Genomic DNA, 24038 nt, shown 5'->3' with positions numbered 1-24038 from the left:
TTTACCCAAAAGTAGACATCCGGTGCGAACACGCCAAATTATTAGCATGAGAAATCGTGAGGTCTATTGTGAGAAAATTCTCACAATAGACCTCACTGCTAATTTTCATCGATGAAATGGTGCTTTTTAAACAATCAAAGAATAACTATTTCCTGATGATTTAATAGATATGTTTACTGATTCTTCCCGAAATAACTTTCTTAAATCACTCACTGCACGACGTAACCTATCCTCTACACCACTATCTTCCGCTCTCCATAAGCATGAAATAATCTCTTCTTTAGTCACTGTATATGATGAAGATTTCAGAAACAACAAAAGTAAAGTTGCAGATTGAACACGAACCTGAATCTTTCGATCATTTACATAAAATTCATGCAAATCGTAAACATAACGCAGATTTGCCACACTTACAACTAATTGGGATATATCTTCTACAGAAGGAACGCTCTGTTTCATTTTTTTTCTTAGATAATAAATAAAACAAATAAATAAAAAAACAAGGAGAATTAATTCTCCAATAACAAGCATGGTTATCGAGGCATTTTTAAGAACTGTAAACCAAGAGTATCGAATAAAAGGTTCCACTTCTATTTCATTGGAAAGTCCAGCATAAATACTACTAACCTTTTTATATTCGGGTGAAAATAGCGTAGAATCTCCACAAGCAAGTACATAGGCACTATCTGCGTGAATATGTATTTGCAATGCATGACACGAAACAATATTCGCTTCAAACAGTTTTTTACTCCATAAAGATAAACAAGCATCGGCATCTATTCCCTCTTTTGCTAAAACAGTATGATGTATTCTAGTATCAATATCCGAAGTAACTACGACCTTACTTTCTTCAACTACAATATCTTTTACGCTTTTACCTTTAGGACTAATTACTGTACAATGTTCAAAGCTTCTATTCGGTTCCATTTTACTAGTAGCCTCATATAATCCCAGTGCCTTATATTGCGCATCGAATCCATCTTCTATTGCCTCCAATAAACTTATTTCTGTTTTTCCTCTAAGTGTAACTTCTCCTGATGTATAAAGCATTCGTTCTAATGTAACAACAAGAATTATCATTAAAATGAAAAACAGTAAAGCCATTCGTTTGTCTGAGTCCATAATTTATACAAATAACAAATTGTTATAAAAAAGTTCTTATCATGTTTCTTTTTACATTTTATAGACTGCAAAGATAACATTATTTAAACTAACAAACGAATAAACCAAGCGATAACTACTTTTATGGTTACTATGCTTACATACTAACGTTTATATAAATTACATCCAACAAAAAACGCTCCCAATATAAATGGAAGCGTTGTCTTTATCTTTTTTTTAAATTCACGATATTTTGTGGCAATCCTATTATAAGCTTTTTATTTCTTCAATGGATAGTCCTGTAACTTGAGAAATAGTATCAAGTGGAATATTCAAAGATTTCATATTATGTACCATTTCTCTTTTTTCTTCCATACGTCCCTCTGCACGCCCCTCTGCACGTTCGGTATATATATTATCTCGTAGAATCACTATGTTATCCAAATGACGATAATAAGCATTTAATTCTTCTTTAGTCATCCTATCCAGTTTCAAGCGTTGACGAGCCTCATCCAATCCCGGTGCTGTTGCACTATCAGGTATATCACCTGTATTCATATAATAAACCCATTCCTCCAACGGACTCCGGGCCACTTGATTGAAATCATTGACCTTCAGAATATAATATTCGGGATAAAGCTGACTGACACTATCTACTTTGAATGTCTGTTTCTGGAAAGGAGTCAATTCCAAAACATCTCCCTGATGGATTCCGCGGAATTCAGTTTTTCCATGATATACGATATCCTTTCCACTCCCTAAAGAGAAATATACAATATTGACACTATACACTTTCCTTACTTTGTCATACCCTTCCCCGCGGTTTATATATTCAGTGACCAATTTCGAAGTACCGAATAGCATACGTTGGAAATACGCATACTCATTATTATTTTGAACTTCAATCAAAATAAGTTCGCCTTTTGAGTTCTCCGCAAGCATATCTACCCGATTATACTTGTCAAACTCGTCCTCTTGATTGCTTTCACTTTCCAACAACTTCTGGATGACTATCTTTTCATTTAGAAGAGTGGTAAGAAAGCCCTCGAGAACTGCAAAATTGGCTTTATTACGCAATAAGCGTTTCATCGCCCAATCGAAACGAATATAATTACTTGGCATAGGTTCGTCTCCTTTCTTGTTATCTTGTTTCATGCTAACAAAGGTAAGCAGAATATGTTTGATTTCAAATATATATCCTTCTATTTCTTTCTGTCTAAGAATATTCTATCACCCACTCTCCCAAAGTCCGTGTTGTACTATCAAAATTCACTCCAACCTTATTCATCAGGTCTCTTACAAAAGAGTAATGCATTAGTTGAAACATGAACAAAGATAATGTTTTACGCGTATCTTACACAGATAGAGGCTGAATTTGTTATTTCTAACCGTATCATTATTGTATTGAAAGTGAAAGTTACTATCTATTATTCAGTATCAACGAGAAGTATTATCACTTTTCACTCATTCATAATGAGAAATTTTAGCATTTTATATTCGTTTATAATGAGAAGTTTTATATCTTTGTAATCAAAAGCCCAATTATCATGAAAGAATTATTAAAGCATATCATATTCGACCAGCGTGAAAAAGACATATCCCAAATGATAGAAAGGGATATTGACACGAGTTGTGTAAACAATCCCGAAGTGCTAGTCATATCTGGTATAAGAAGATGCGGAAAATCCGTTCTTTTACAGCAAATACGTTCGCAACAGTCAGAACAAGACTTTTACATGAATTTTGATGATGAGCGGCTTATCAACTTCAAAGTCGATGATTTTCAAACCTTATATGAAGCTTTCATCGAATTGTTTGGAGAACAAAAAACATTTTATTTTGATGAAATACAGAATATTCCCGGTTGGGAAAGATTTGTAAGAAGGTTGCATGACAGTGGATGTAAGGTATTTGTTACAGGCTCTAATGCCAATATGCTAAGTAGAGAATTAGGCACACATCTCACCGGACGTTATTGCCAAATTGAACTATACCCTTTCTCATTTCCCGAATTTCTAAAAATGAAGGAAGCATATCCGCAACAAAAGGACTTTTATACTACTACCGGAAAAAGTATGCTAAAAAAACACTTCGACGAATACTTGAAAACTGGCGGTTTTCCCCGTTATATAAAAGACCGGAACAACAATTACCTATCCACTCTTTATGAGAATATTATTTATAAAGACGTTGTCACTCGAAACAAACTAAATGGTGAAAGAGAATTGCTGGAAATGGTTTATTACTTAGCCAGCAATGCTACGAAACGTTTCTCGTACAGTTCGTTAGCAAAAACGATAGGTATCAAACATACGGAAACAGTCAAAAACTATCTGGAATATCTTGAAAATACTTATCTGCTATTTCAGGTAATGAAGTTCGACTGGTCTGTAAAAAAACAGATGAGCAATCAAAAGAAAGTGTATTTCATAGATAATGCCATTATTGGCAAAGTGGGATTCAATGCGACCGACAACATCGGGCAATTACTTGAGAATTTGGTATTTATAGAAATAAAGCGCCAAGGAAAAGATATCTATTATCACGATGACGGAATAGAATGCGACTTCATTATGCGTGAAAACGGACATATTGTATCTGCCTGCCAGGTCACCCGTTCGATGAAAGATGAAAAGACAAGGCAGCGTGAAATAAATGGATTAATTGCCGCACTCAATACCTATAATCTCACCGAAGGAATAATTCTGACTGATGACGAAACCGAGGAAATAACTATCGGTAACAAAACAATACATATAATTCCGATATGGAGATGGCTATTAAGATAGTGACGCTAGGCCAGTGCCAAGAAAGGAAACAGAGAATGGAGCCGACCTAATTCACTCGTTGCAAAACTTTGACGATATTTTTTTAGCATATCGAACTCGGTAAAACCTAAACTCGGTTCGATTTCTGAAATTTTTTGTATCTTTACCATGTGTTTTTATTGTTAATTACCCCCGTTTTGGCCGTCAAACCGTTTTTGGGGGGAGAATGCTTAAAGATACAAAAAAGGCAACTAACTCGCAATGAAGTAGTTGCCTTTAATTTTATTATTTTAGGAATATCCCAATTAGAATTCAGTAATGCCATTTTTTCTTATATTTATAATTTCAACAGTTGTATCCTTTAGTGTTTGAAGGATGATATTGATTTCATGTGTTGTCGGGAGTACTCCATAAGGTATATTTCTATTCAGGATAGGGAGATAATAATAGTCTGTCCAAAATTCTATATGATATACAATTAAAAAATTAAGTGTTCCAAAATCCCTTTGCTTCGGAGAAGAGGCTCCATAAGAGAGCCAAAGTGACTTAGTGTATGTAATATGCTTTTGTATTCTAGAATCTTCTTTCAATCGGGATATAGATTCTTCAATGTCAATCGGAAATAGTTCTTCATCCCGTTTGTGACTTTCAGATAAATATACGTATTCACTATGGTATGCAAAATGCGAATTAAGTATACCTCTTAATTCATGAAAAATATTGAGTGATAATGGGATAAATACATTATTTAATACATCCCAAATGTGTTGTTCTCCTGTTATTGAAATCATTCTTTCTGAAAGTTCTACCTTTCCTCGTTCAATAAAATCTATAAAATCGTAGCTATCATACCAGCCTGATACAGAACCGTCTTTTGCTATGTTGAACTCAATATAATCATTATACCCATTTTTAGGAGGAATAACTCCATTAGGAACATAACCGATTAATTGACAAAGTGCTTTTTTATCTTTATCAAGTAAAGTGTATTTACCCTCATCTCTCACTTTTGAAAAAATGTGGCAGGAACCAAATTCTGTTTTCCATTCCTGTAGAATATGTTTCTTTAAATCAATAGTAACTTCCCAGCGTTCATCGTCTGTTACCAAAGGATATTTCTCGTAATCATTGGATGAGAAAATGTAATCATCGGCATAAAACGGAATGGATATATGAATATATCGACTATATACTTCTATTTTTTCCTTTAATTCTGTATTCATAATTTACAAGTTTTAAATTAGATATTTATTATGCTACCGCATAGTATTGACGGCAGAAAACTCGTAAAAATAAGCATTTCCTTCGATGCCGAAAAACGAAACTTAGAGATAATGGCTTATAAATAAAAGCATGACATCACATTGAAATCCGTCCTCAACGCTGTGTAGGCAGAGTAAACTCCTGCGAGTCGCAGATCACCCCATTTTCATCTGCCACTGCTACACGGAACGTTACTTCACCGTCTTTCAATCGATCACTGGCATGTATGGAAGCCGTATAACGAATGCCTTCGCCCGGCAAAATCTCTTCGACCATTACCGAAGGAGAAATGCCGATATGCTTCACCTTGCCTACGGTTTCCACCACCGGAACTACGTTATAAACAGGCTTCCGGCCTTCATTCATAATCTCAAAGATAATCTTACTGTTCTCTCCCGCATCAATCACATGACTGCGATTATCATCTATAAAACGGATTCTACGTAGTTTCAATTGAGAAACAGGCTGCTGAACCGGCTGTTTCTTATATTTCTGCACACGAACCTCCCGAACTTCGGGAACGTATGCGTCATCCTCTATCGGCTCTTGTCGCGGTGCGGTCAACGCACTGCCTATCGCCGCACCGGCAATAGTCCCTACAATATTGCCAATAGCAGAGCCACGATAACCACCTCGCCAACCTCGATTATTATCTCCAATCAATCCACCTATCGAACCTCCCAAACTACCTCCGATAGAAGCACCGGCCACGATAGCTCCCGGATTACCCATACGCCCTGATGCACATCCGCTCAAAAGTAAAACGGAAAGCAAAAATACTGTTAGTTGTTTCTTCATGAGCCTTTCTATTTTAATATTTTTATTCTATTACCTTAAAACGAGCGAAACGCAATAATAGTTGTTTCTCTCCCGCATTTTTAAAATGAATAGTTGCTTTTGCATTGTCTCCCGTGCCTTCTACCTTCATCACTTCTCCCAAACCGAAACGTTCATGTTCAATTCTCTGTCCGGCTTGTAATCCTGCAACCGATACCGGACCGGAAGACATCGCTTGAGAACCGCCACTGCTTACCGTACTTACCTTTTTCAAATTTCTCGGCACACTGGGAGCTATTATCTGAGCCTTCGGTCGCTCCTTTCGTTCCGAAGAAGCACTTCCAAAAGGTGTAGTACGCGACGGAGAAGCAGAACGAGTGAATCCTCCTTCAATCTCCCTGCGGAAGCGTCCTGCGCCTTCATCCACCGAACGACTGATTCCCGCTTCGTGCGGCATTTTCAAATAATGGATATCAATATCACGCAAGAAACGACTGGGACTCCCAAACTCCATCTTTCCATAACGGAAGCGTGTTTTGGCAAAAGACAAGTAGCAATGTTCCTCTGCACGGGTAATGGCGACATAGAACAAACGGCGTTCTTCCTCCAATGCACGGGGAGAATCGCCAACCATCCCACTTGGAAATAGGTTTTCTTCCAGACCGACTACAAAAACATTCTTAAATTCCAATCCTTTGGCGGAATGAACTGTCATCAACGTTATCTTTTCTCCGTCATCCGCTTTGTCGGAATCCTGATCGGTGAGCAACGCAATCTCTGAAAGAAAATCGGTAAGAGATATATTCGGATTGCCTTCCTCCTGCCGCAAAGTACAGAAATCATTCATTCCATTCACCAATTCTTCTATGTTTTCCTTACGGCTCAAGTTCTCCGGAGAAGTATCCTGACACACATCGTTCATAATGCCCGATTGACGGATAATATCCACACCTATCTCGTACGCATTCTTATCCGCCTGATCGGTTATAAAACCCTCGATCAATGCACGGAAACCTTGCAGCTTTGTATGAGTACCTTTGTTGATGTTCAGTCCATAAGTCAACGGTTCACAAAGCGTTGACCACAGACTGACTCCATGATCAGTTGCCGCCGATATGATTTTACCGACCGTAGTATCTCCGATACCACGAGCAGGATAATTAATAATTCGTTTGAATGCTTCTTCATCATTCGGATTCACCACCAAACGGAAATAAGCAATCACATCTTTTATCTCTTTACGTTGGTAGAATGAAAGTCCGCCATAAATTTTATAAGGCATACTCCGCTTCCGAAGAGCTTCCTCAAAAATACGACTTTGTGCATTCGTACGATATAGGATAGCAAAATCAGCATACCCGTAATGATATTCCCGACGAAGTTCAGCTACCTTATTAGCAACGATATCCCCTTCTTCCACATCACTATATGCCTGAAATACACCGATAGCTTCCCCTTTCTCCTTTTCGGAAAATACGGCTTTACGTATCTGGCGCTCATTCTTTTCTATCAAGCTGTTGGCAGCACAAACAATGGTCTGTGTGGAACGATAGTTCTGCTCCAACTTGAAAACTTTCGTATTCGGATATGTCTTCGTAAAGTAAAGGATATTATCAATATCCGCTCCACGAAAAGAGTAAATGCTTTGTGCATCATCGCCAACAACACAAATATGCTGATTTTCTTTCGTCAGTTGCAAGATAATGCAATGTTGGGCATAGTTAGTATCTTGATACTCATCGACCAACACATAATGGAACTGTTTCTGGTAACGTGCTAATACTTCCGGATAATCACGAAACAGAATGTATGTATATACCAACAAATCATCAAAATCCATAGCTCCCGCCTGACGACACCTGTCCCAATAATGGGTATAAATATCACGAATAGCAGGCATCCTTACAGCCATATCGCCTTCGTATACTTCTTTATTGGCAGCGTATCCCGTAGGAGTAACCAAATGATTCTTTGCATTGGAGATGCGAGCTTGTACTACCCCCGGTTTATAAGTCTTTTCGTTCAACCCCATTTCTTTAATAATGGAACGAAGTAGACTTTTACTATCAGTAGTATCATAAATGGTAAACTGAGAAGTAAAACCAAGATATTGTGCCTCGCGACGAAGAATACGAGCAAAAACAGAATGAAAAGTACCCATCCATATATAACTTGACCATGGAAGACCAATATCACGGTCAACACGTTTCACTATTTCACGTGCAGCCTTATTAGTAAAAGTTAGTGCAAGTATATGATGCGCATCAAACTTTTTTTCCTTAATCAAATAATCTATTTTATAAGTCAATACACGTGTCTTTCCCGAACCTGCGCCAGCTATCACCAACGAAGGTCCATCAATATAAGTCACAGCTTCATACTGACTCTCATTCAGTTCTTCTTTATAATTGATATTCATAACAGCATTATAAAAACAATGTAGTTTTTTAACAAACTCTCGGCATTCAAATTTGTTCTGAATACAAAAGTATAATATTCATTTGAGAATGACGGTATTTTTATGATTTTTCGTCACTAACTATTTTAACCTAACCCCCAAAGCAATGAAAAAAAGTATATTGTTATCAATTATTTTGAGTTTAAGCCTAGTCGCCTGCATTCCACAGGCTATGGCGCAAAAACAAAGCCGTATGGAAAAACTGCTAAGGTATCTGAACGATAATGATACGGAAAAATGGCAGAAGAACCGAGAAAAGGTAGACAACGACACGAAGGCATATTATGCCGAAGAACTGGCCCTGCTGGATGTCCTTAACGGGTTGTGGAACGAACAAAGCGAACAAGCCGCAACCGATTATTTCGGATGTTACGGGAAAGCGGCAAACGCCTACTTCTCCAACATCTGTGAGGAAGAGAAAATACCGCTTCCGAACGTACAGGACAGAGCGGAACAGGCTATTATCCACATATTGGAGGCTTCGAAAGAACAGATACCTTTCAGCCGTACACTGCTGGACAGCATTCGTTCAAGCGGTTATACGGCAGACTCCGTTATTGCACAGAAGATACGGAATATCCGTGAATTGGCTTTATTGGAAGGTATGCTGACAGCGCCTGCACTCAGCACATATCAGACATATATAGCGGAATATCCGAATGGGAAATTTATCCCGCAAATCAATGCTGCCGAAAACAAACGGTTATACGGGATTGTAAAACATAACCCGTCACAGGAAAATTTCAAAGCTTTTTTTGACGATCCGGCAATGCAAAAGTTTTTCACGGACAAAGAAACGCGCCCGTTTTTGCCAAAAGTCCAAGCTTTATATGATGATTTTCTATTCCATTGTATCGACAGTCTGCGAGAGGGAAACAATGCAACCGCCCTCCGGCAGGTTATTGACGATTATAAACGCAACCCTTATCTGAGTTCCTCAGCACGTACCCATCTGGACGACCTCGAATATCTTAGCGAGAAAGCTGATTTTGAACTTTTGAAACCGACAATAACCAATTCCGAATCTTTGGGTTTGTTGCGGGAATTCCTCAGTACACATAAGTACAAAGAGTTTCGTGATCAAGCCAATGCGCTACGAGCTCCATTCATTCTACAGACAATCATCTCCACTCCCACTTCCGTAAAATATTACAATGCGGGACGACTGATCAAGTCTGCCGCCAACGACAGCACTGGGAATGTGTCAACCACTTATTCGTACAATGACAAGGGGCAGCTTGTCTCTATATTATCCCTGACTATGAAAAACGGTCAGGTGAGTGAGGAGGTGCAAACAAACAGACTGTATGACCCTCAAGGCCACTGCATCTTTGAAGTGCAGACAAATCCCAAGACCAAAACGGACATTTACCGAAGGACACGCCGTATCGGTGCCGACGGGAGCATCGAGAGCGATTCACTTAAATATATGGACGGAAGGTCGATTATCAGCACATACAGTAAACAAGGCTTATTGACTGAAGCCAAAGAATACAATAAGAACGGAGAACTCCAAGCATACACAGCGAACAAGTATGATGAAAAAGGCAGATTGACCGCATCGCAACATCAGAACTTGCTTATGGCTAACTCCGCCGATCAGATCATCTCCCAAAAAGATACTTATGAATATGACAAATACGGTTATTTGACTCAGATAGCTTATCAGCGTATTTTAGGCAATAACCAGAAAACGTCCGGTTACCTGACTTGTATGTATGATAAATATGGCAATCCGATTGACGGAAATTCTTATTATGAATATGATAATACAGGGCAATGGGTCTGCCGTACAAATCGCGGAAATCCCCAAGAGGTGGAACGGGTACAGTATATTTATAAATAAAAGTGAAGATACTGCGAACCTTTTACCAAATGCTTCTGTTATTATAGTATAACAAGCCATTTAAAACTTGTAACATTATGAATACTATATTAATGTCTTTAATTATGATGACCATGACTTACGAAATGCCTAAACTTCCTTACGCAAACAATGCGTTGGAACCTGTAATCAGTCAGCAAACGATAGATTTCCATTACGGGAAACATCTACAAACGTATGTAAATAATCTGAACAGCCTCGTGCCCGGAACCGAATATGAAGGTAAAAAGGTGGAAGAAATCGTTGCCACCGCACCGGACGGAGCTATATTCAATAACGCCGGACAAGTATTGAACCACAATCTATATTTCCTGCAATTTGCCCCCAAACCTGCCAAGAAAGAACCGACAGGCAAACTGGGAGAAGCCATCAAGCGTGACTTCGGCAGCTTTGAAAACTTCAAGAAAGAATTCAATGCGGCAGCGGTAGGATTATTCGGTTCAGGATGGGCCTGGTTGTCCGTTGATAAAAACGGAAAACTGCACATCACCAAAGAGGGAAACGGCAGTAACCCTGTACGTGCCGGATTGAAACCGCTTCTCGGTTTTGACGTGTGGGAACACTCTTACTACCTGGATTACCAGAACCGTCGTGCCGACCATGTCAATGCCCTGTGGAGTATCATCGACTGGGATGTGGTGGAAAACAGAATGTAACGGATTTACTGACTAAACTATACTTGAACAAGGTCGTTGTGATTTTCACAGCGACCTTTTTTAGGCTATATAGATGCCACCAACACAAATATCCGACAGAAAAATGAAAAAAAATCAACCGATTTAGTGTTTTTCTGTTTCTTTTTCACTTACTTTGCTCCCGTAAAGACAAAGGGGTGCCCCATGAGGGGCTGAGATTATACCCTAAGAACCTGATGCAGTTAGCACTGACGTAGGGATTGTGTTTCTTCTTATCGCCTTTCCGTAAAAGCACGCTCTTTGTATTTACTTTCAACTTATTTATTCTGATAGGACAATGAAAGTACAAGTGAACAACAAAGAGGTGGAACTTATCCCCAACTCTACCCTTACACAGCTGACGACGCAACTCGAACTTCCCGTTCAAGGTATTGCTATCGCGGTAAACAACAAAATGATTCCCCGTACCGAATGGGAACGTTTCGTATTGCATGAGAATGACAATCTGGTAATTATCAAGGCGGCTTGCGGAGGATAAGAAAATGATTAGTCTGCAATTTATCACACATCAGACCGAACGGTATTCATATTTCGAATCGGCACGTATGGCACTCGAAGGAGGGTGCAAATGGATCCAACTACGCATGAAAGAAGCTCCTCTTGAGGAGGTGGAACAAGTGGCGCTGCAACTGAAGCCACTCTGTAAGGAACACGAAGCTATCTTAGTTCTCGATGATCATGTCGAATTGGTCAAGAAACTGGAAGTGGACGGTGTACATCTGGGAAAGAAGGATATGCCCATCGACCAGGCACGACAGATACTCGGAGAAGCCTTTATCATCGGTGGCACGGCCAATACCTTCGAGGATGTCGTACAACATTACCGCGCCGGAGCCGATTACTTGGGGATCGGTCCCTTCCGCTTCACCACCACTAAAAAGAATTTAAGTCCCGTACTCGGTCTGGAAGGTTACGCTTCCATCCTTTCACAAATGAAAGAAGCGGATATCAACCTTCCGGTAGTAGCTATCGGAGGAATCACCAACGAAGATATCCCCGATATCCTCCGCACAGGAGTCAATGGCATCGCCTTGTCCGGAACGATTCTCCGGGCGGAAAATCCGGTAGAGGAAACACGGAAGATTCTAAGTAATTCATAAATCAACATCTATAATTCTAAATTCCAAAAGACATGGAAAAGTTAGTAATTGCAGGACGTGAATTCAGCTCACGCCTTTTCTTGGGAACAGGAAAATTCAACTCCAATGAAATAATGGAGCAATCTATTCTGGCTTCGGGCACAGAAATGGTAACGGTTGCCATGAAACGTATTGACATGGACAACAAAGAGGACGATATGCTGAAACATATTATCCATCCGAATATCCAGTTATTACCCAACACTTCCGGTGTACGCGATGCGGAAGAGGCTGTGTTTGCCGCACAGATGGCGCGTGAGGCGTTCGGAACGAATTGGCTGAAACTAGAGATTCACCCAGATCCCCGCTACCTGCTCCCCGACTCTATCGAGACACTGAAAGCTACGGAAGAGTTGGTGAAACTAGGTTTCGTCGTATTGCCTTATTGTCAGGCAGACCCCGTGCTTTGTAAACGGTTGGAAGAAGCCGGAGCAGCTACCGTTATGCCTCTCGGCGCTCCGATCGGCACAAATAAAGGATTGCAGACCAAAGAATTCCTACAGATTATTATCGAGCAGGCAGGTATCCCTGTTGTCGTTGATGCAGGTATCGGTGCGCCAAGCCATGCCGCTGAAGCAATGGAACTGGGAGCTTCCGCCGTACTGGTAAATACAGCAATTGCCGTTGCCGGAAACCCGGTAGAAATGGCGAAGGCCTTCAAAACTGCCACCGAAGCCGGAAGACAGGCATACGAAGCGGGATTAGGACTGCAAGCGGACAACTTTATAGCCGAAGCCAGCTCACCGCTGACTGCTTTTTTGGATAAATAATATGAATAAGTAGCTGACTGCTAAAAGAACAATTATGGAACAAAGAATAAAATTTCCCCGCTCTCAGAAAGTATATTTACCCGGAAAACTTTATCCGAATATCCGCGTTGCCATGCGGAAAGTGGAGCAAGTGCCCAGTGTCAGTTTTGAAGGCGAAGAAAAGATTGTAACTCCCAATCCGGAAGTATATGTGTATGACACCAGCGGACCGTTCAGTGATACGGAAATGAGTATTGATCTCAAAAAAGGCTTGCCCCGAATGCGTGAAGAATGGATTGTCGGCCGTGGTGATGTGGAGCAACTACCCGAAATCACTTCCGAATACGGACAAATGAGACGGGACGACAAAAGCCTCGACCACCTGCGTTTTGAGCATATCGCTCTGCCTTATCGGGCAAAAAAAGGAGAGGCTATTACTCAGATGGCATACGCCAAAAAGGGAATTGTCACTCCGGAGATGGAGTATGTGGCCATCCGTGAAAATATGAATTGCGAAGAGTTAGGAATCAAGACTTATATCACTCCCGAATTTGTCCGCCAGGAGATTGCGGAAGGACGCGCCGTACTGCCTGCCAACATTAATCATCCGGAAGCCGAACCGATGATTATCGGACGTAACTTTCTGGTAAAAATCAATACGAATATCGGAAACTCGGCTACTACTTCGAGCATTGACGAAGAGGTAGAAAAAGCATTATGGAGTTGCAAATGGGGAGGCGATACGTTGATGGATCTCTCTACCGGAGAAAACATTCATGAGACACGTGAATGGATTATCCGCAACTGCCCCGTACCCGTCGGCACAGTCCCTATCTATCAGGCTCTTGAGAAAGTAAACGGTGTGGTGGAAGACCTGACTTGGGAAATTTACCGGGATACCTTGATTGAACAATGCGAACAAGGAGTGGATTACTTTACCATCCATGCAGGTATCCGTCGGCACAATGTCCATCTTGCCGACAAGCGGTTGTGCGGTATTGTCAGTCGCGGAGGAAGTATCATGAGCAAATGGTGTCTGGTGCACGACCGGGAAAGTTTCTTATATGAACACTTTGACGACATCTGCGATATTCTGGCACAGTATGATGTGGCAGTATCTTTGGGCGACGGACTTCGTCCGGGTTCTATCTACGATGCCAATGACGAAGCGCAGTTTGCAGAATTGGATACAATGGGAGAATTAGTGTTACGCGCATGGGATAAGAATGTGCAAGCATTCATCGAAGGCCCCGGACACGTTCCGATGCACAAGATCAAAGAAAATATGGAACGCCAGATTGAGAAATGCCACGATGCGCCGTTCTATACACTCGGCCCGCTGGTAACGGATATTGCTCCGGGATATGATCATATCACTTCCGCCATCGGTGCGGCACAAATCGGATGGTTGGGAACGGCAATGCTTTGCTATGTCACTCCTAAGGAACATCTTGCCCTGCCGGACAAAGAAGACGTACGTGTGGGAGTCATCACTTATAAGATTGCCGCCCATGCCGCCGACCTCGCCAAAGGACATCCGGGAGCACAGGTACGTGATAATGCATTGAGCAAAGCCCGGTATGAGTTCCGTTGGAAAGACCAGTTTGATTTATCACTTGACCCGGAACGTGCACAAAGCTACTTCCGTGCCGGACATCATATCGACGGAGAATACTGTACGATGTGCGGACCTAATTTCTGCGCAATGCGGTTGTCACGTGATTTAAAGAAGAACAAAAACTAATCACTAAAAATTATGTTTTCAGACGAATTAGAAAAAATATCTTGGGAAGAGACGACAAAAGCCATCTATTCCAAAACGGATGCAGACGTACGACGTGCATTGGGTAAGAAAGAGCACCTGGACGTCAGCGATTTTATGGCATTGATTTCTCCGGCCGCCGCTCCTTACCTGGAAGTGATGGCACGCCTCAGCCAAAAATATACATTGGAACGGTTCGGCAAGACCATCTCTATGTTTGTTCCGCTCTATCTGACTAATTCTTGCACCAACTCTTGTGTGTATTGCGGTTTCCATATCAGTAATCCGATGAAAAGAACCATACTGACCGAGGAAGAGATTATCAACGAGTACAAGGCTATCAAACGTTTGGCTCCTTTCGAGAATCTCCTGCTAGTGACCGGCGAGAATCCCGCAGCAGCGGGTGTTCCTTATATCGCCCGCGCTTTGGACTTAGCCAAACCTTATTTCAGCAATCTCCAGATTGAGGTAATGCCGCTTAAAGCAGAGGAATACAAGGAGCTGACCAATCATGGCCTGAACGGAGTAATCTGCTTTCAGGAGACTTACAACAAAGCAAATTACAAGACGTACCATCCGAGAGGCATGAAGTCCAAATTTGAATGGCGTGTCAATGGCTTCGACCGTATGGGACAGGCAGGTGTGCACAAAATCGGTATGGGGGTATTGATTGGTCTGGAAGAGTGGCGGACAGATGTTACGATGATGGCTTATCATCTGCGCTATCTGCAGAAGCACTATTGGAAAACGAAATATAGCGTGAACTTCCCGCGTATGCGCCCGTCGGAGAATGGAGGTTTCCAGCCCAATGTCATCATGAACGACCGCGAACTCGCCCAACTCACATTCGCCATGCGTATCTTCGACCATGATGTAGATATCTCTTATTCTACCCGTGAAAGTGCGGAGATACGCAACAACATGGCAACACTGGGTGTAACGACCATGAGTGCGGAAAGTAAGACTGAACCGGGAGGATACTACAGTTATCCCCAAACACTGGAGCAGTTTCATGTCAGCGATGAACGGAAGGCCGTGGAAGTGGAACGTGACTTGAAAAAGCTAGGACGTGAACCTATTTGGAAGGATTGGGACCAGTCGTTCGATTTCAAAAGATAGGCTGATGCGATACGACAGACAAATTATACTTCCTGAGATTGGGGAAGAGGGACAGAATAAGTTGCAAAAGGCAAAAGTGCTGATTGTAGGTGTGGGAGGGTTAGGCTCTCCCATCGCTCTTTATCTGGCGGGTGCAGGCGTAGGCTGTCTTGGTCTGGTAGACGATGATTCGGTAAGTATCAGCAACCTGCAACGACAGGTCCTTTATTCCGAAGAGGAGCTGGGAAAGCCGAAGGTCGTATGTGCCGCCCATCGCTTGACCTCGCTCAACAGTGAGATTGAGACAAGATACTACTCTACCCGACTGACTGCGGAAAACGCAGACCGTATTATCCAAGAATATGATATAGTGGTGGACGGCTGTGATAATTTCGATACCCGTTATCTGATTAACGACATCTGCATCAAGCAGGGAAAGCCGTATGTATATGGCGCTATCTGCGGATTTGAAGGACAAGTCTCGGTTTTCAATTACGGAAACCGAAAGAAAAGTTATCGTGATCTTTATCCTGACGAAGAAGAAATGAAACGAATGCCTCCTCCCTCCAAAGGAGTAATGGGAATTACGCCTGCCGTTGTAGGAAGTATTGAAGCAACAGAAGTTCTAAAGATAATCTGTGGTTTCGGTGACGTTTTAGCCGGTGAACTATGGACAATTGACCTGCGGACATTGCAATCTAACAAATTTTCACTATAAAGGTTGGTTTCTGATATAGTTAATTAGTAACTTTGCTAAAGAATCCAATTTTAACAAAGGGAAATGAAATTAATTGTAGTCACCACACCCACTTTCTTCGTTGAAGAAGACAAGATTATCACTGCTCTTTTTGAAGAGGGATTGGATATTCTACATCTTAGAAAACCGGAAACTCCGGCCATGTACTCTGAACGGTTGCTGACTCTTATTCCGGAGAAATATCATCGCCGTATTGTCACGCACGAGCATTTCTATATGAAAGAGGAGTTCAATTTGATGGGGATTCATCTGAATGCCCGCAATCCCAAGGAACCACATGATTATGACGGGCATATCAGCTGTTCATGCCATTCTGTGGAGGAAGTGAAAAACAGAAAACATTTTTATGACTATGTTTTCATGAGTCCTATTTACGACAGTATCTCTAAAGTGAACTATTATTCGACATATACCGCCGAAGAATTACGTGAAGCACAAAAGGCTAAAATCATCGACTCGAAAGTAATGGCGTTAGGCGGTATCAATGAGGAGAACCTGCTTGAGATTAAGGACTTCGGCTTTGGCGGTGCCGTTATATTGGGGGACCTTTGGAATAAATTCGATGCTTGTTCCGATCGTGATTATCTGGCTGTAATCAAGCATTTCAAGAAACTGAAAAAGCTATCGGATTGAGCGAATAAAGAGCCGGGCTTGTATTTTATATTGCAATCACTAGATTTAGATTTTATATAAAAGAAAAGGGAATCCCCGAATATTCGAGAATTCCCCTTTCCTTTATTATTGTAGTACAACGGTGCTTTATCAGAACTCGTAATGGAAACCAAATGAAAGGTCTTCACTACCGAATGAAAATCCGTAACCATCAGTACCATACGCATAATCATCTCTGTATCCCAAGAATCCACATTTGGCAACAAGGCTAAAGTGATTATTCAATTTAATGGCAAGTCCCGGTTTGATCCCCAGCTCAAAGCCACCTTCGGAGTTGTCACCATATTTAACAGAAGAAACTCCAATACCTCCATCCAAGAACAGACGTACTACTTTATTTTCGTAATATGAATAACGAACATAAGGAGCAAAACTAAAAGCATTTTTAAAACCTACTGTCTCTTTGCTGTTGTGAGCAAATCCTAAGGTAGCTCCCACTGCCCATTGTTCACTAAAGTTATATCCAAATTCCGGTTCAATCAGGAAAGATGTATTATCTGCATCGTCATTATGCCACAATGCCACATTTCCACCCGCATAAAATTGTGCTTTAACAGACAAAGCCGCCATCACTACAAAAATCAAAACTACAATCTTTTTCATTCTATCGTTGTTTTAGTTAAACATTCAGGCCTCTTAAAAGCCTAATACCTTAATTTTTCGGGGAACAAAAGTATAACCCTTTTTTGATTAAAACAACTTTTTAGTTAGTTTTTCATAAAATATACATCTTGAGCGAGTGTAAACTTTGAGTAAACATCGCAACAAGTAATAGTAAATAATCGGCTGAAAAAAATAGGCTGCAATCAACTCTATGAGATGATTACAGCCTACATTACAGATAGTTAAGTACCTAACCAGTGTATTTGACTATCCTTCTATAGCTGCCTGCGCCGCTGCCAATCTTGCAATAGGCACTCGGAACGGCGAACAACTTACGTAGTTCAATCCTACTCTGTGGCAGAACTTCACAGAAGAAGGTTCACCACCATGTTCACCACAAATACCGCATTTCAAATCCGGACGGATGGCACGGCCTTTTTCCGTTGCCATACGAACCAACTGTCCCACACCATTCTGGTCGAGAACCTGGAACGGGTCTACTTTCAAAATCTTCTTTTCCAAATATACAGGGAGGAAAGAAGCAATATCATCACGAGAGTAACCGAAAGTCATCTGCGTCAAGTCATTTGTACCGAATGAGAAGAATTCCGCAGAAGAAGCAATACGGTCGGCAGTCAAGGCTGCACGAGGTATTTCGATCATAGTACCAACTTTGAAATCAATGCTATCTCCCATTTCCTCAAACAATTTCTTAGCTTCGGCACGGATCACCTTTTCCTGTTCTTTGAATTCATACAGAATACCGGTCAATGGAACCATAATTTCCGGATGAGTCTCCACTCCTTCTTTCTTCAATTCCAAAGCAGCACCCAAGATAGCGCGTGTCTGCATCTGTGTAATCTCCGGATATGTATTTCCCAAACGACAGCCACGGTGTCCCAACATCGGATTGTGCTCACACAATGATTCCACACGCTGTTGGATATATTGCAGGCTCACTCCCATAGTATCTGCCATTTCCTGCTGTCCTTTCAGATCGTGAGGAACGAACTCATGCAAAGGAGGATCGAGCAGACGTACAGTCACAGGACAACCCGCCATTGCCTTAAAGATACCTTTAAAGTCGGCTTGTTGATATGGAAGAATCTTAGCCAATGCCTTACGACGGCCTTCTGCATTTTCAGCCAGAATCATTTCACGCATAGCCTTAATCTTCTCACCCTCAAAGAACATATGTTCCGTACGGCAAAGACCGATACCCACCGCACCGAAATTACGGGCTACCGTCGCATCATGAGGCGTATCCGCATTAGTACGTACCTGCAGACGGGTATATTTATCGGCAAGTGCCATCAGTTCGGCGAAGTCACCGGAGAGTTCGGCAGCCTTCGTTTCCACCTTACCATTATATACTATACCTGTACTTCCGTTCAATGAGATATAATCTCCTTCTTTCAATACCACACCGTCAATTTCTACGGTACGAGCTTTATAATCGATATTCAAAGCACCCGCACCCGACACACAGCATTTGCCCATACCACGTGCAACCACAGCAGCATGAGAAGTCATACCACCGCGAGCTGTAAGAATACCTTCGGCAACTGCCATACCGGCCAGGTCCTCAGGAGAAGTCTCGATACGAACCATCACTACACGCTTACCGGCAGCACGCCATTCGGCTGCATCATCAGCAAAGAATACAATCTGACCGGCAGCAGCACCCGGAGAAGCAGGAAGACCGCGAGTTAGAATTTTAGCTTTCTTCAAAGCGTCCTTATCGAATACAGGGTGGAGCAACTCATCCAACTTATTCGGTTCCACACGCATCAAGGCAGTCTTTTCGTCAATCATGCCCTGACGGAGCAAATCCATAGCAATCTTCACCATAGCAGCACCCGTACGCTTGCCGTTACGTGTCTGGAGGAACCAAAGTTTACCTTCTTGTACGGTGAACTCCATATCCTGCATATCCTTATAGTGATTTTCCAGTTTGGTTTGAAGCGCATCCAGTTCTTTATAGATTTCGGGCATGGCTTCTTCCATAGAAGGATATTTGGCAACGCGTTCCTCTTCACTGACTCCTGCCAGTTGAGCCCAACGCTGAGAACCTATCTTAGTAATCTGTTGCGGAGTACGGATACCGGCTACCACATCCTCGCCCTGCGCGTTAATCAGGTACTCACCATTGAAAAGGTCTTCACCTGTGGCAGCGTCACGGGAGAAACAAACACCTGTTGCCGAAGTTTCGCCCATATTACCGAATACCATAGCCTGTACACTGACTGCTGTTCCCCATTCGTCGGGAATTCCTTCCATCTTACGATAAAGAATAGCACGTTCATTCATCCATGAGTTGAATACAGCACAGATAGCTCCCCAAAGCTGTTCGTAAGCTGATTTCGGGAAATCCTGTCCGGTCTGTCCTTTTACGGCGGCCTTGAATCGTTTTACCAATTCCTTCAAGTCTTCCACTTCCAGCTCATTATCCAGTTTCACACCTTTCTGATGTTTCACTTCTTCGATGATTTCTTCAAACGGGTCCACATCTTCCTTATTCACCGGCTTCATGCCCAATACCACGTCACCGTACATCTGTACAAAACGACGGTAAGAATCCCATGCAAAACGTGCATTTCCTGTTTTGCGGATCAATCCTTCCACTACTTCGTCATTCAGTCCCAGATTCAGAATCGTATCCATCATGCCCGGCATGGAAGCACGCGCACCGGAACGAACAGAAACCAACAACGGATTCTCAACGTCACCGAATTTTGATTTCATCAAAGTTTCTATATTGGCGATTGCTCTTTCTACTTCACTTTTCAAAAGAGATACGACTTTATCTTTTCCTAATTCGTAATATTCTGTACAAACATCTGTGGTGATTGTAAATCCCGGAGGAACAGGGACACCGATAAGATTCATTTCGGCAAGGTTGGCGCCTTTACCACCTAACAAGTTTCTCATGTCAGCCTTTCCTTCTGCCTGACCATTTCCAAAGGTATAAACTCTTTTTTTATCCATAATATTGTGTTTAAAGTTACATTATGACTTTTTTCTGTTCGCAAATCTAAGGATATTTCGCAAACCAGAAAACTTTTTGCGAAAAAACTTTCTATCAAAATGCAATTTCGACATTACAATCTGGAATATTTCCGTAGACACGAAAGTTTTCCAAAAAAAATACCTACTTTTGCAAAGTAATTATTAGATTGGTGTAAAAGTGGCAAGAAAGAAAAAAGAGCTTCCCCTATTGGAGAAGGTAACAATCATGGATGTGGCTGCCGAAGGGAAAGCCATCGCAAAAGTAAATGACCTGGTAATTTTTGTACCATACGTAGTACCGGGCGATGTAGTAGACCTTCAGATCAAGCGTAAAAAGAACAAATATGCCGAAGCAGAAGCGGTGAAGTTTCATGAACTGTCGCCCAACCGCGCTGTTCCTTTCTGCCAACATTACGGTGTATGCGGCGGTTGCAAATGGCAAGTGCTCCCCTATTCGGAACAAATCAGATATAAACAGAAACAGGTAGAAGATAACCTGAAACGTATCGGCAAGATCGAGCTTCCCGAGATTTCTCCTATTCTTGGTTCGGCAAAGACCGAATTCTATCGGAATAAACTGGAATTTACATTCTCAAACAAACGCTGGCTGACTAGTGAGGAAGTCCGTCAAGACGTGAAGTATGACCAGATGAATGCAGTAGGTTTCCACATTCCGGGAGCATTCGATAAAGTGCTGGCCATTGAGAAATGCTGGTTGCAAGATGATATTTCCAACCGCATCCGTAATGCGATACGCGACTATGCATACGAACATGATTATTCCTTTATCAATCTGCGCACGCAGGAAGGTATGTTGCGTAACATGATTGTCCGCACGTCTTCAACCGGTGAGCTGATGGTAATTGTGATTTGTAAAATCACGGAAGAGCATGAGATGGAGTTGTTCAAGCAGTTATTGCAGTTTGTCGCCGACTCATTCCCGGAGATCACTTCCTTGCTATACATTATTAATAATAAATGCAACGACACTATCAATGATCTGGATGTGCACGTATTCAAAGGCAAAGACCACATCTTTGAAGAAATGGAAGGATTGCGCTTCAAAGTAGGTCCGAAATCTTTCTATCAGACAAATTCGGAACAAGCGTACAACCTATATAAGGTGGCCCGTGAATTTGCCGGTCTGACCGGAAATGAGCTGGTATATGACCTTTATACGGGAACAGGAACAATTGCGAATTTCGTATCACGCCAGGCACGCCAAGTGATAGGTATCGAATATGTGCCGGAAGCCATCGAGGATGCAAAGGTCAATGCAGAAATCAATGATATCAAGAACGCATTATTCTATGCAGGTGATATGAAAGACATGCTGACTCAGGACTTCATCAATCAGCACGGACGTCCGGATGTGATTATTACAGATCCTCCCCGTGCCGGTATGCATCAGGATGTGATCGACGTTATCCTGTTTGCCGAACCAAAACGGATTGTTTACGTAAGTTGCAATCCTGCTACTCAAGCACGCGATTTGCAACTGCTCGATGAGAAATATAAGGTGAAAGCCGTTCAACCGGTAGATATGTTCCCTCATACTCATCATGTGGAAAATGTGGTGTTATTGGAACTCCGATAAAGAATTCGGTTCACCACAGATTACACGGATTAACACGGATTTTTTATTGTTGGATTTTATAATCTGTGTTAATCCGTGTAATCTGTGGTGAGTATTAAATCAAAAGAAAAAAGAAATGGAAAAAAGACCGAGAAGAACTCCCGCTGAAAAGGCACGTGCTCAATATACCAACTATGCAGTCAAGGAACCGATGGAACTTATGGAGTTTCTGGCTGCCAAAATGCCGGATGCAAGTCGTACCAAACTGAAATCATTACTCAGTAAAAGGGTCGTATTCGTTGATAATGTAATCACTACGCAGTTCAACTTCCCGTTACAGCCGGGTATGAAGGTGCAGATCAGCAAAGAAAAAGGAAAAAAAGAGTTTAATAACAGACTGCTGAAAATTGTATATGAGGACGCTTACATTATTGTGGTCGAGAAGATGCAAGGACTTCTATCCGTCAATACAGAACGTCAGAAAGAACGTACCGCATATACAATACTGAATGAGTATGTACAACGTTCCGGACGCCAGTTCCGCGTGTATATCGTTCATCGGCTGGATAGGGATACTTCCGGCTTAATGATGTTCGCTAAAGATGAAAAGACGCAACGTACACTACGCGACAATTGGCATGATATAGTGACCGATCGCCGGTATGTAGCTGTAGTAGAGGGAAGTATGGAGAAGGATTATGGAACTGTAGAATCGTTTCTTACAGACAGAACTCTCTATGTCAGTTCAAGCCAACAAGATGATGGCGGCGCATTATCCATCACTCACTATCGCACTATCAAGCGTGCCAATGGGTATTCTTTGATAGAATTGGACTTAGAGACAGGCCGTAAGAATCAAATCCGTGTACATATGCAGGATCTGGGACATCCGATTATCGGAGACGGAAGATATGGTGGTGAAAATACTCCTAACCCTATCGGTCGAATGGCACTTCATGCTTTCAAGCTGTGCTTCTATCATCCGATAACAGGAGATTTGATGGAGTTTGAGACTCCTTATCCGGCAGACTTCAAGAAATTGTTTCTAAAAAAATAAACTCTCATACAAAATAAAGAGAGGATGTCCAAACACAGATTAACGCAAATTATCGCAGAAATGATTTTATAAGTCGTTGATTTATATTTATCATTGAAATAATCTGTGATAATTTGCGTTAATCCGCATTTTATCACTCATTATGACACTATGCTATTACTTTACTGGCGACGCATATAAAAAGGTTGCCCATTTATCCTATCCCTGAAATCTTGCCATGTATTATACCAAGTTCCACTAAATGTCCTGCCGGTAGCTTCCGCTCCCCAAATGTAAGCATAAGTGCCATCACCATAAAAATGCAGTTCCATTGAATTATATCCTCCATCAATCCACTCCCACTCAAAAAGCAAATAATTTGGGTCGCCTATTGAGCCAATTGTCCCTTGATTCCTCGCATTGAAAGTCATTACTGTACCTCTTCCCCACGTATACGCGCCATAATCTATTTCTTCATTAGTATACCACTCACCTGGCAGATTAAATTCTGTCTCATCTTCACTCTCACACGAAGTAAAGCCGGCCAATAAAGTCAGCATAAGTAGAAGCCCCGCATATTTCTTAATCAGTTTCATATCTTTTCTAGTTTATTTCGTTTACAAATACAAAATTAGCATTTTTATTTTACTATATACCACAAGCCATAAGTTTTTCGTACCTTTGCCAAAT

20 protein-coding genes, 1 pseudogene and 1 riboswitch are annotated in these 24038 nt (G+C 41.7%); of the genes and pseudogenes, 12 read left to right on the top strand and 9 right to left on the bottom strand.

The annotated features are described in order from the left end of the window. Nucleotides 1-126: 126 nt before the first annotated feature. Nucleotides 127-1122 carry a hypothetical protein gene (locus ACNOGP_RS13825; RefSeq protein WP_418213060.1) on the bottom strand — a complete coding sequence of 332 codons (996 nt, stop codon included), beginning with the start codon at nucleotides 1120-1122 and terminating at the stop codon, nucleotides 127-129. A gap of 246 nt (nucleotides 1123-1368) precedes the next feature. Next, complete coding sequence (locus tag ACNOGP_RS13820) at nucleotides 1369-2256, bottom strand: Rpn family recombination-promoting nuclease/putative transposase (RefSeq protein WP_418213059.1); 888 nt, start codon at nucleotides 2254-2256, stop codon at nucleotides 1369-1371. Between the two features lie 392 nt (nucleotides 2257-2648). On the opposite strand from ACNOGP_RS13820, the gene ACNOGP_RS13815 reads away from it, so the two are divergent. Then, a complete protein-coding gene (locus ACNOGP_RS13815; protein WP_418213058.1) occupies nucleotides 2649-3890 on the top strand; it encodes an ATP-binding protein in 1242 nt (413 codons plus the stop codon). An 8-nt stretch (nucleotides 3891-3898) separates the two neighbouring features. On the opposite strand, the pseudogene ACNOGP_RS13810 reads toward ACNOGP_RS13815, so the two are convergent. The 4 genes and pseudogenes from ACNOGP_RS13810 to ACNOGP_RS13795 form a co-directional block, all read right to left on the bottom strand. Next, nucleotides 3899-4039: pseudogene (locus ACNOGP_RS13810) on the bottom strand (DDE transposase); the annotation flags it as partial. A 135-nt stretch (nucleotides 4040-4174) separates the two neighbouring features. Continuing rightward, nucleotides 4175-5092: a hypothetical protein gene (locus tag ACNOGP_RS13805; protein ID WP_418213057.1), complete on the bottom strand. Its 918-nt coding sequence runs from the start codon at nucleotides 5090-5092 to the stop codon at nucleotides 4175-4177. Nucleotides 5093-5246: 154 nt separating this feature from the next. Then, nucleotides 5247-5930: a glycine zipper family protein gene (locus ACNOGP_RS13800; protein ID WP_418213056.1), complete on the bottom strand. Its 684-nt coding sequence runs from the start codon at nucleotides 5928-5930 to the stop codon at nucleotides 5247-5249. 22 nt (nucleotides 5931-5952) lie between these two features. Continuing rightward, nucleotides 5953-8328 carry an ATP-dependent helicase gene (locus tag ACNOGP_RS13795; protein ID WP_418213055.1) on the bottom strand — a complete coding sequence of 792 codons (2376 nt, stop codon included), beginning with the start codon at nucleotides 8326-8328 and terminating at the stop codon, nucleotides 5953-5955. Between the two features lie 145 nt (nucleotides 8329-8473). Between ACNOGP_RS13795 and ACNOGP_RS13790 the strand changes: the two genes are divergently transcribed. The 9 genes from ACNOGP_RS13790 to ACNOGP_RS13750 all read left to right on the top strand — a co-directional run bounded on the left by ACNOGP_RS13790 (nucleotide 8474) and on the right by ACNOGP_RS13750 (nucleotide 17085). Further along, nucleotides 8474-10213, top strand: a complete 1740-nt coding sequence (locus tag ACNOGP_RS13790; RefSeq protein ID WP_418213054.1) for an RHS repeat protein — start codon at nucleotides 8474-8476, stop codon at nucleotides 10211-10213. Nucleotides 10214-10290: 77 nt separating this feature from the next. Then, on the top strand, nucleotides 10291-10908 hold the full coding sequence (locus ACNOGP_RS13785) for a superoxide dismutase (RefSeq protein ID WP_007755077.1): 618 nt from the start codon (nucleotides 10291-10293) through the stop codon (nucleotides 10906-10908). Between the two features lie 162 nt (nucleotides 10909-11070). Next, a riboswitch (TPP riboswitch) is annotated at nucleotides 11071-11164 on the top strand. A 60-nt stretch (nucleotides 11165-11224) separates the two neighbouring features. Further along, a complete protein-coding gene (gene thiS / locus ACNOGP_RS13780) occupies nucleotides 11225-11425 on the top strand; it encodes a sulfur carrier protein ThiS (RefSeq protein ID WP_007755075.1) in 201 nt (66 codons plus the stop codon). A 4-nt stretch (nucleotides 11426-11429) separates the two neighbouring features. Further along, a complete protein-coding gene (locus ACNOGP_RS13775; RefSeq protein ID WP_186968262.1) occupies nucleotides 11430-12047 on the top strand; it encodes a thiamine phosphate synthase in 618 nt (205 codons plus the stop codon). Between the two features lie 32 nt (nucleotides 12048-12079). Then, on the top strand, nucleotides 12080-12856 hold the full coding sequence (locus ACNOGP_RS13770) for a thiazole synthase (protein WP_007760996.1): 777 nt from the start codon (nucleotides 12080-12082) through the stop codon (nucleotides 12854-12856). Between the two features lie 34 nt (nucleotides 12857-12890). After that, entirely contained in the window at nucleotides 12891-14579 is a 1689-nt protein-coding gene (gene thiC, locus ACNOGP_RS13765) for a phosphomethylpyrimidine synthase ThiC (RefSeq protein ID WP_195533890.1), read from the top strand. A gap of 12 nt (nucleotides 14580-14591) precedes the next feature. After that, complete coding sequence (thiH, locus tag ACNOGP_RS13760) at nucleotides 14592-15716, top strand: 2-iminoacetate synthase ThiH (RefSeq protein WP_186968264.1); 1125 nt, start codon at nucleotides 14592-14594, stop codon at nucleotides 15714-15716. Between the two features lie 4 nt (nucleotides 15717-15720). Then, a complete protein-coding gene (locus ACNOGP_RS13755; protein ID WP_272719538.1) occupies nucleotides 15721-16413 on the top strand; it encodes a HesA/MoeB/ThiF family protein in 693 nt (230 codons plus the stop codon). Nucleotides 16414-16476: 63 nt separating this feature from the next. Beyond that, a complete protein-coding gene (locus ACNOGP_RS13750; protein ID WP_007755052.1) occupies nucleotides 16477-17085 on the top strand; it encodes a thiamine phosphate synthase in 609 nt (202 codons plus the stop codon). A 129-nt stretch (nucleotides 17086-17214) separates the two neighbouring features. On the opposite strand, the gene ACNOGP_RS13745 is transcribed toward ACNOGP_RS13750, so the two are convergent. Next, nucleotides 17215-17727, bottom strand: a complete 513-nt coding sequence (locus ACNOGP_RS13745) for an outer membrane beta-barrel protein (protein ID WP_418213053.1) — start codon at nucleotides 17725-17727, stop codon at nucleotides 17215-17217. Nucleotides 17728-17994: 267 nt separating this feature from the next. After that, entirely contained in the window at nucleotides 17995-20715 is a 2721-nt protein-coding gene (ppdK, locus tag ACNOGP_RS13740; RefSeq protein WP_143865756.1) for a pyruvate, phosphate dikinase, read from the bottom strand. 247 nt (nucleotides 20716-20962) lie between these two features. Between ppdK and rlmD the strand changes: the two genes are divergently transcribed. Then, nucleotides 20963-22333 carry a 23S rRNA (uracil(1939)-C(5))-methyltransferase RlmD gene (rlmD, locus tag ACNOGP_RS13735; protein WP_222619243.1) on the top strand — a complete coding sequence of 457 codons (1371 nt, stop codon included), beginning with the start codon at nucleotides 20963-20965 and terminating at the stop codon, nucleotides 22331-22333. 115 nt (nucleotides 22334-22448) lie between these two features. After that, complete coding sequence (locus tag ACNOGP_RS13730) at nucleotides 22449-23369, top strand: RluA family pseudouridine synthase (protein WP_007752679.1); 921 nt, start codon at nucleotides 22449-22451, stop codon at nucleotides 23367-23369. Between the two features lie 161 nt (nucleotides 23370-23530). On the opposite strand, the gene ACNOGP_RS13725 is transcribed toward ACNOGP_RS13730, so the two are convergent. Beyond that, nucleotides 23531-23944, bottom strand: coding sequence for a hypothetical protein (locus ACNOGP_RS13725; protein ID WP_418213052.1), 414 nt, complete (start codon nucleotides 23942-23944; stop codon nucleotides 23531-23533). Nucleotides 23945-24038: the final 94 nt, after the last annotated feature.

The organism is Bacteroides difficilis (genome assembly GCF_048319815.1).
Classification (GTDB): Bacteria; Bacteroidota; Bacteroidia; order Bacteroidales; family Bacteroidaceae; genus Bacteroides; species Bacteroides zhangwenhongii.
This window is presented reverse-complemented; position numbering and strand designations above follow the sequence as displayed.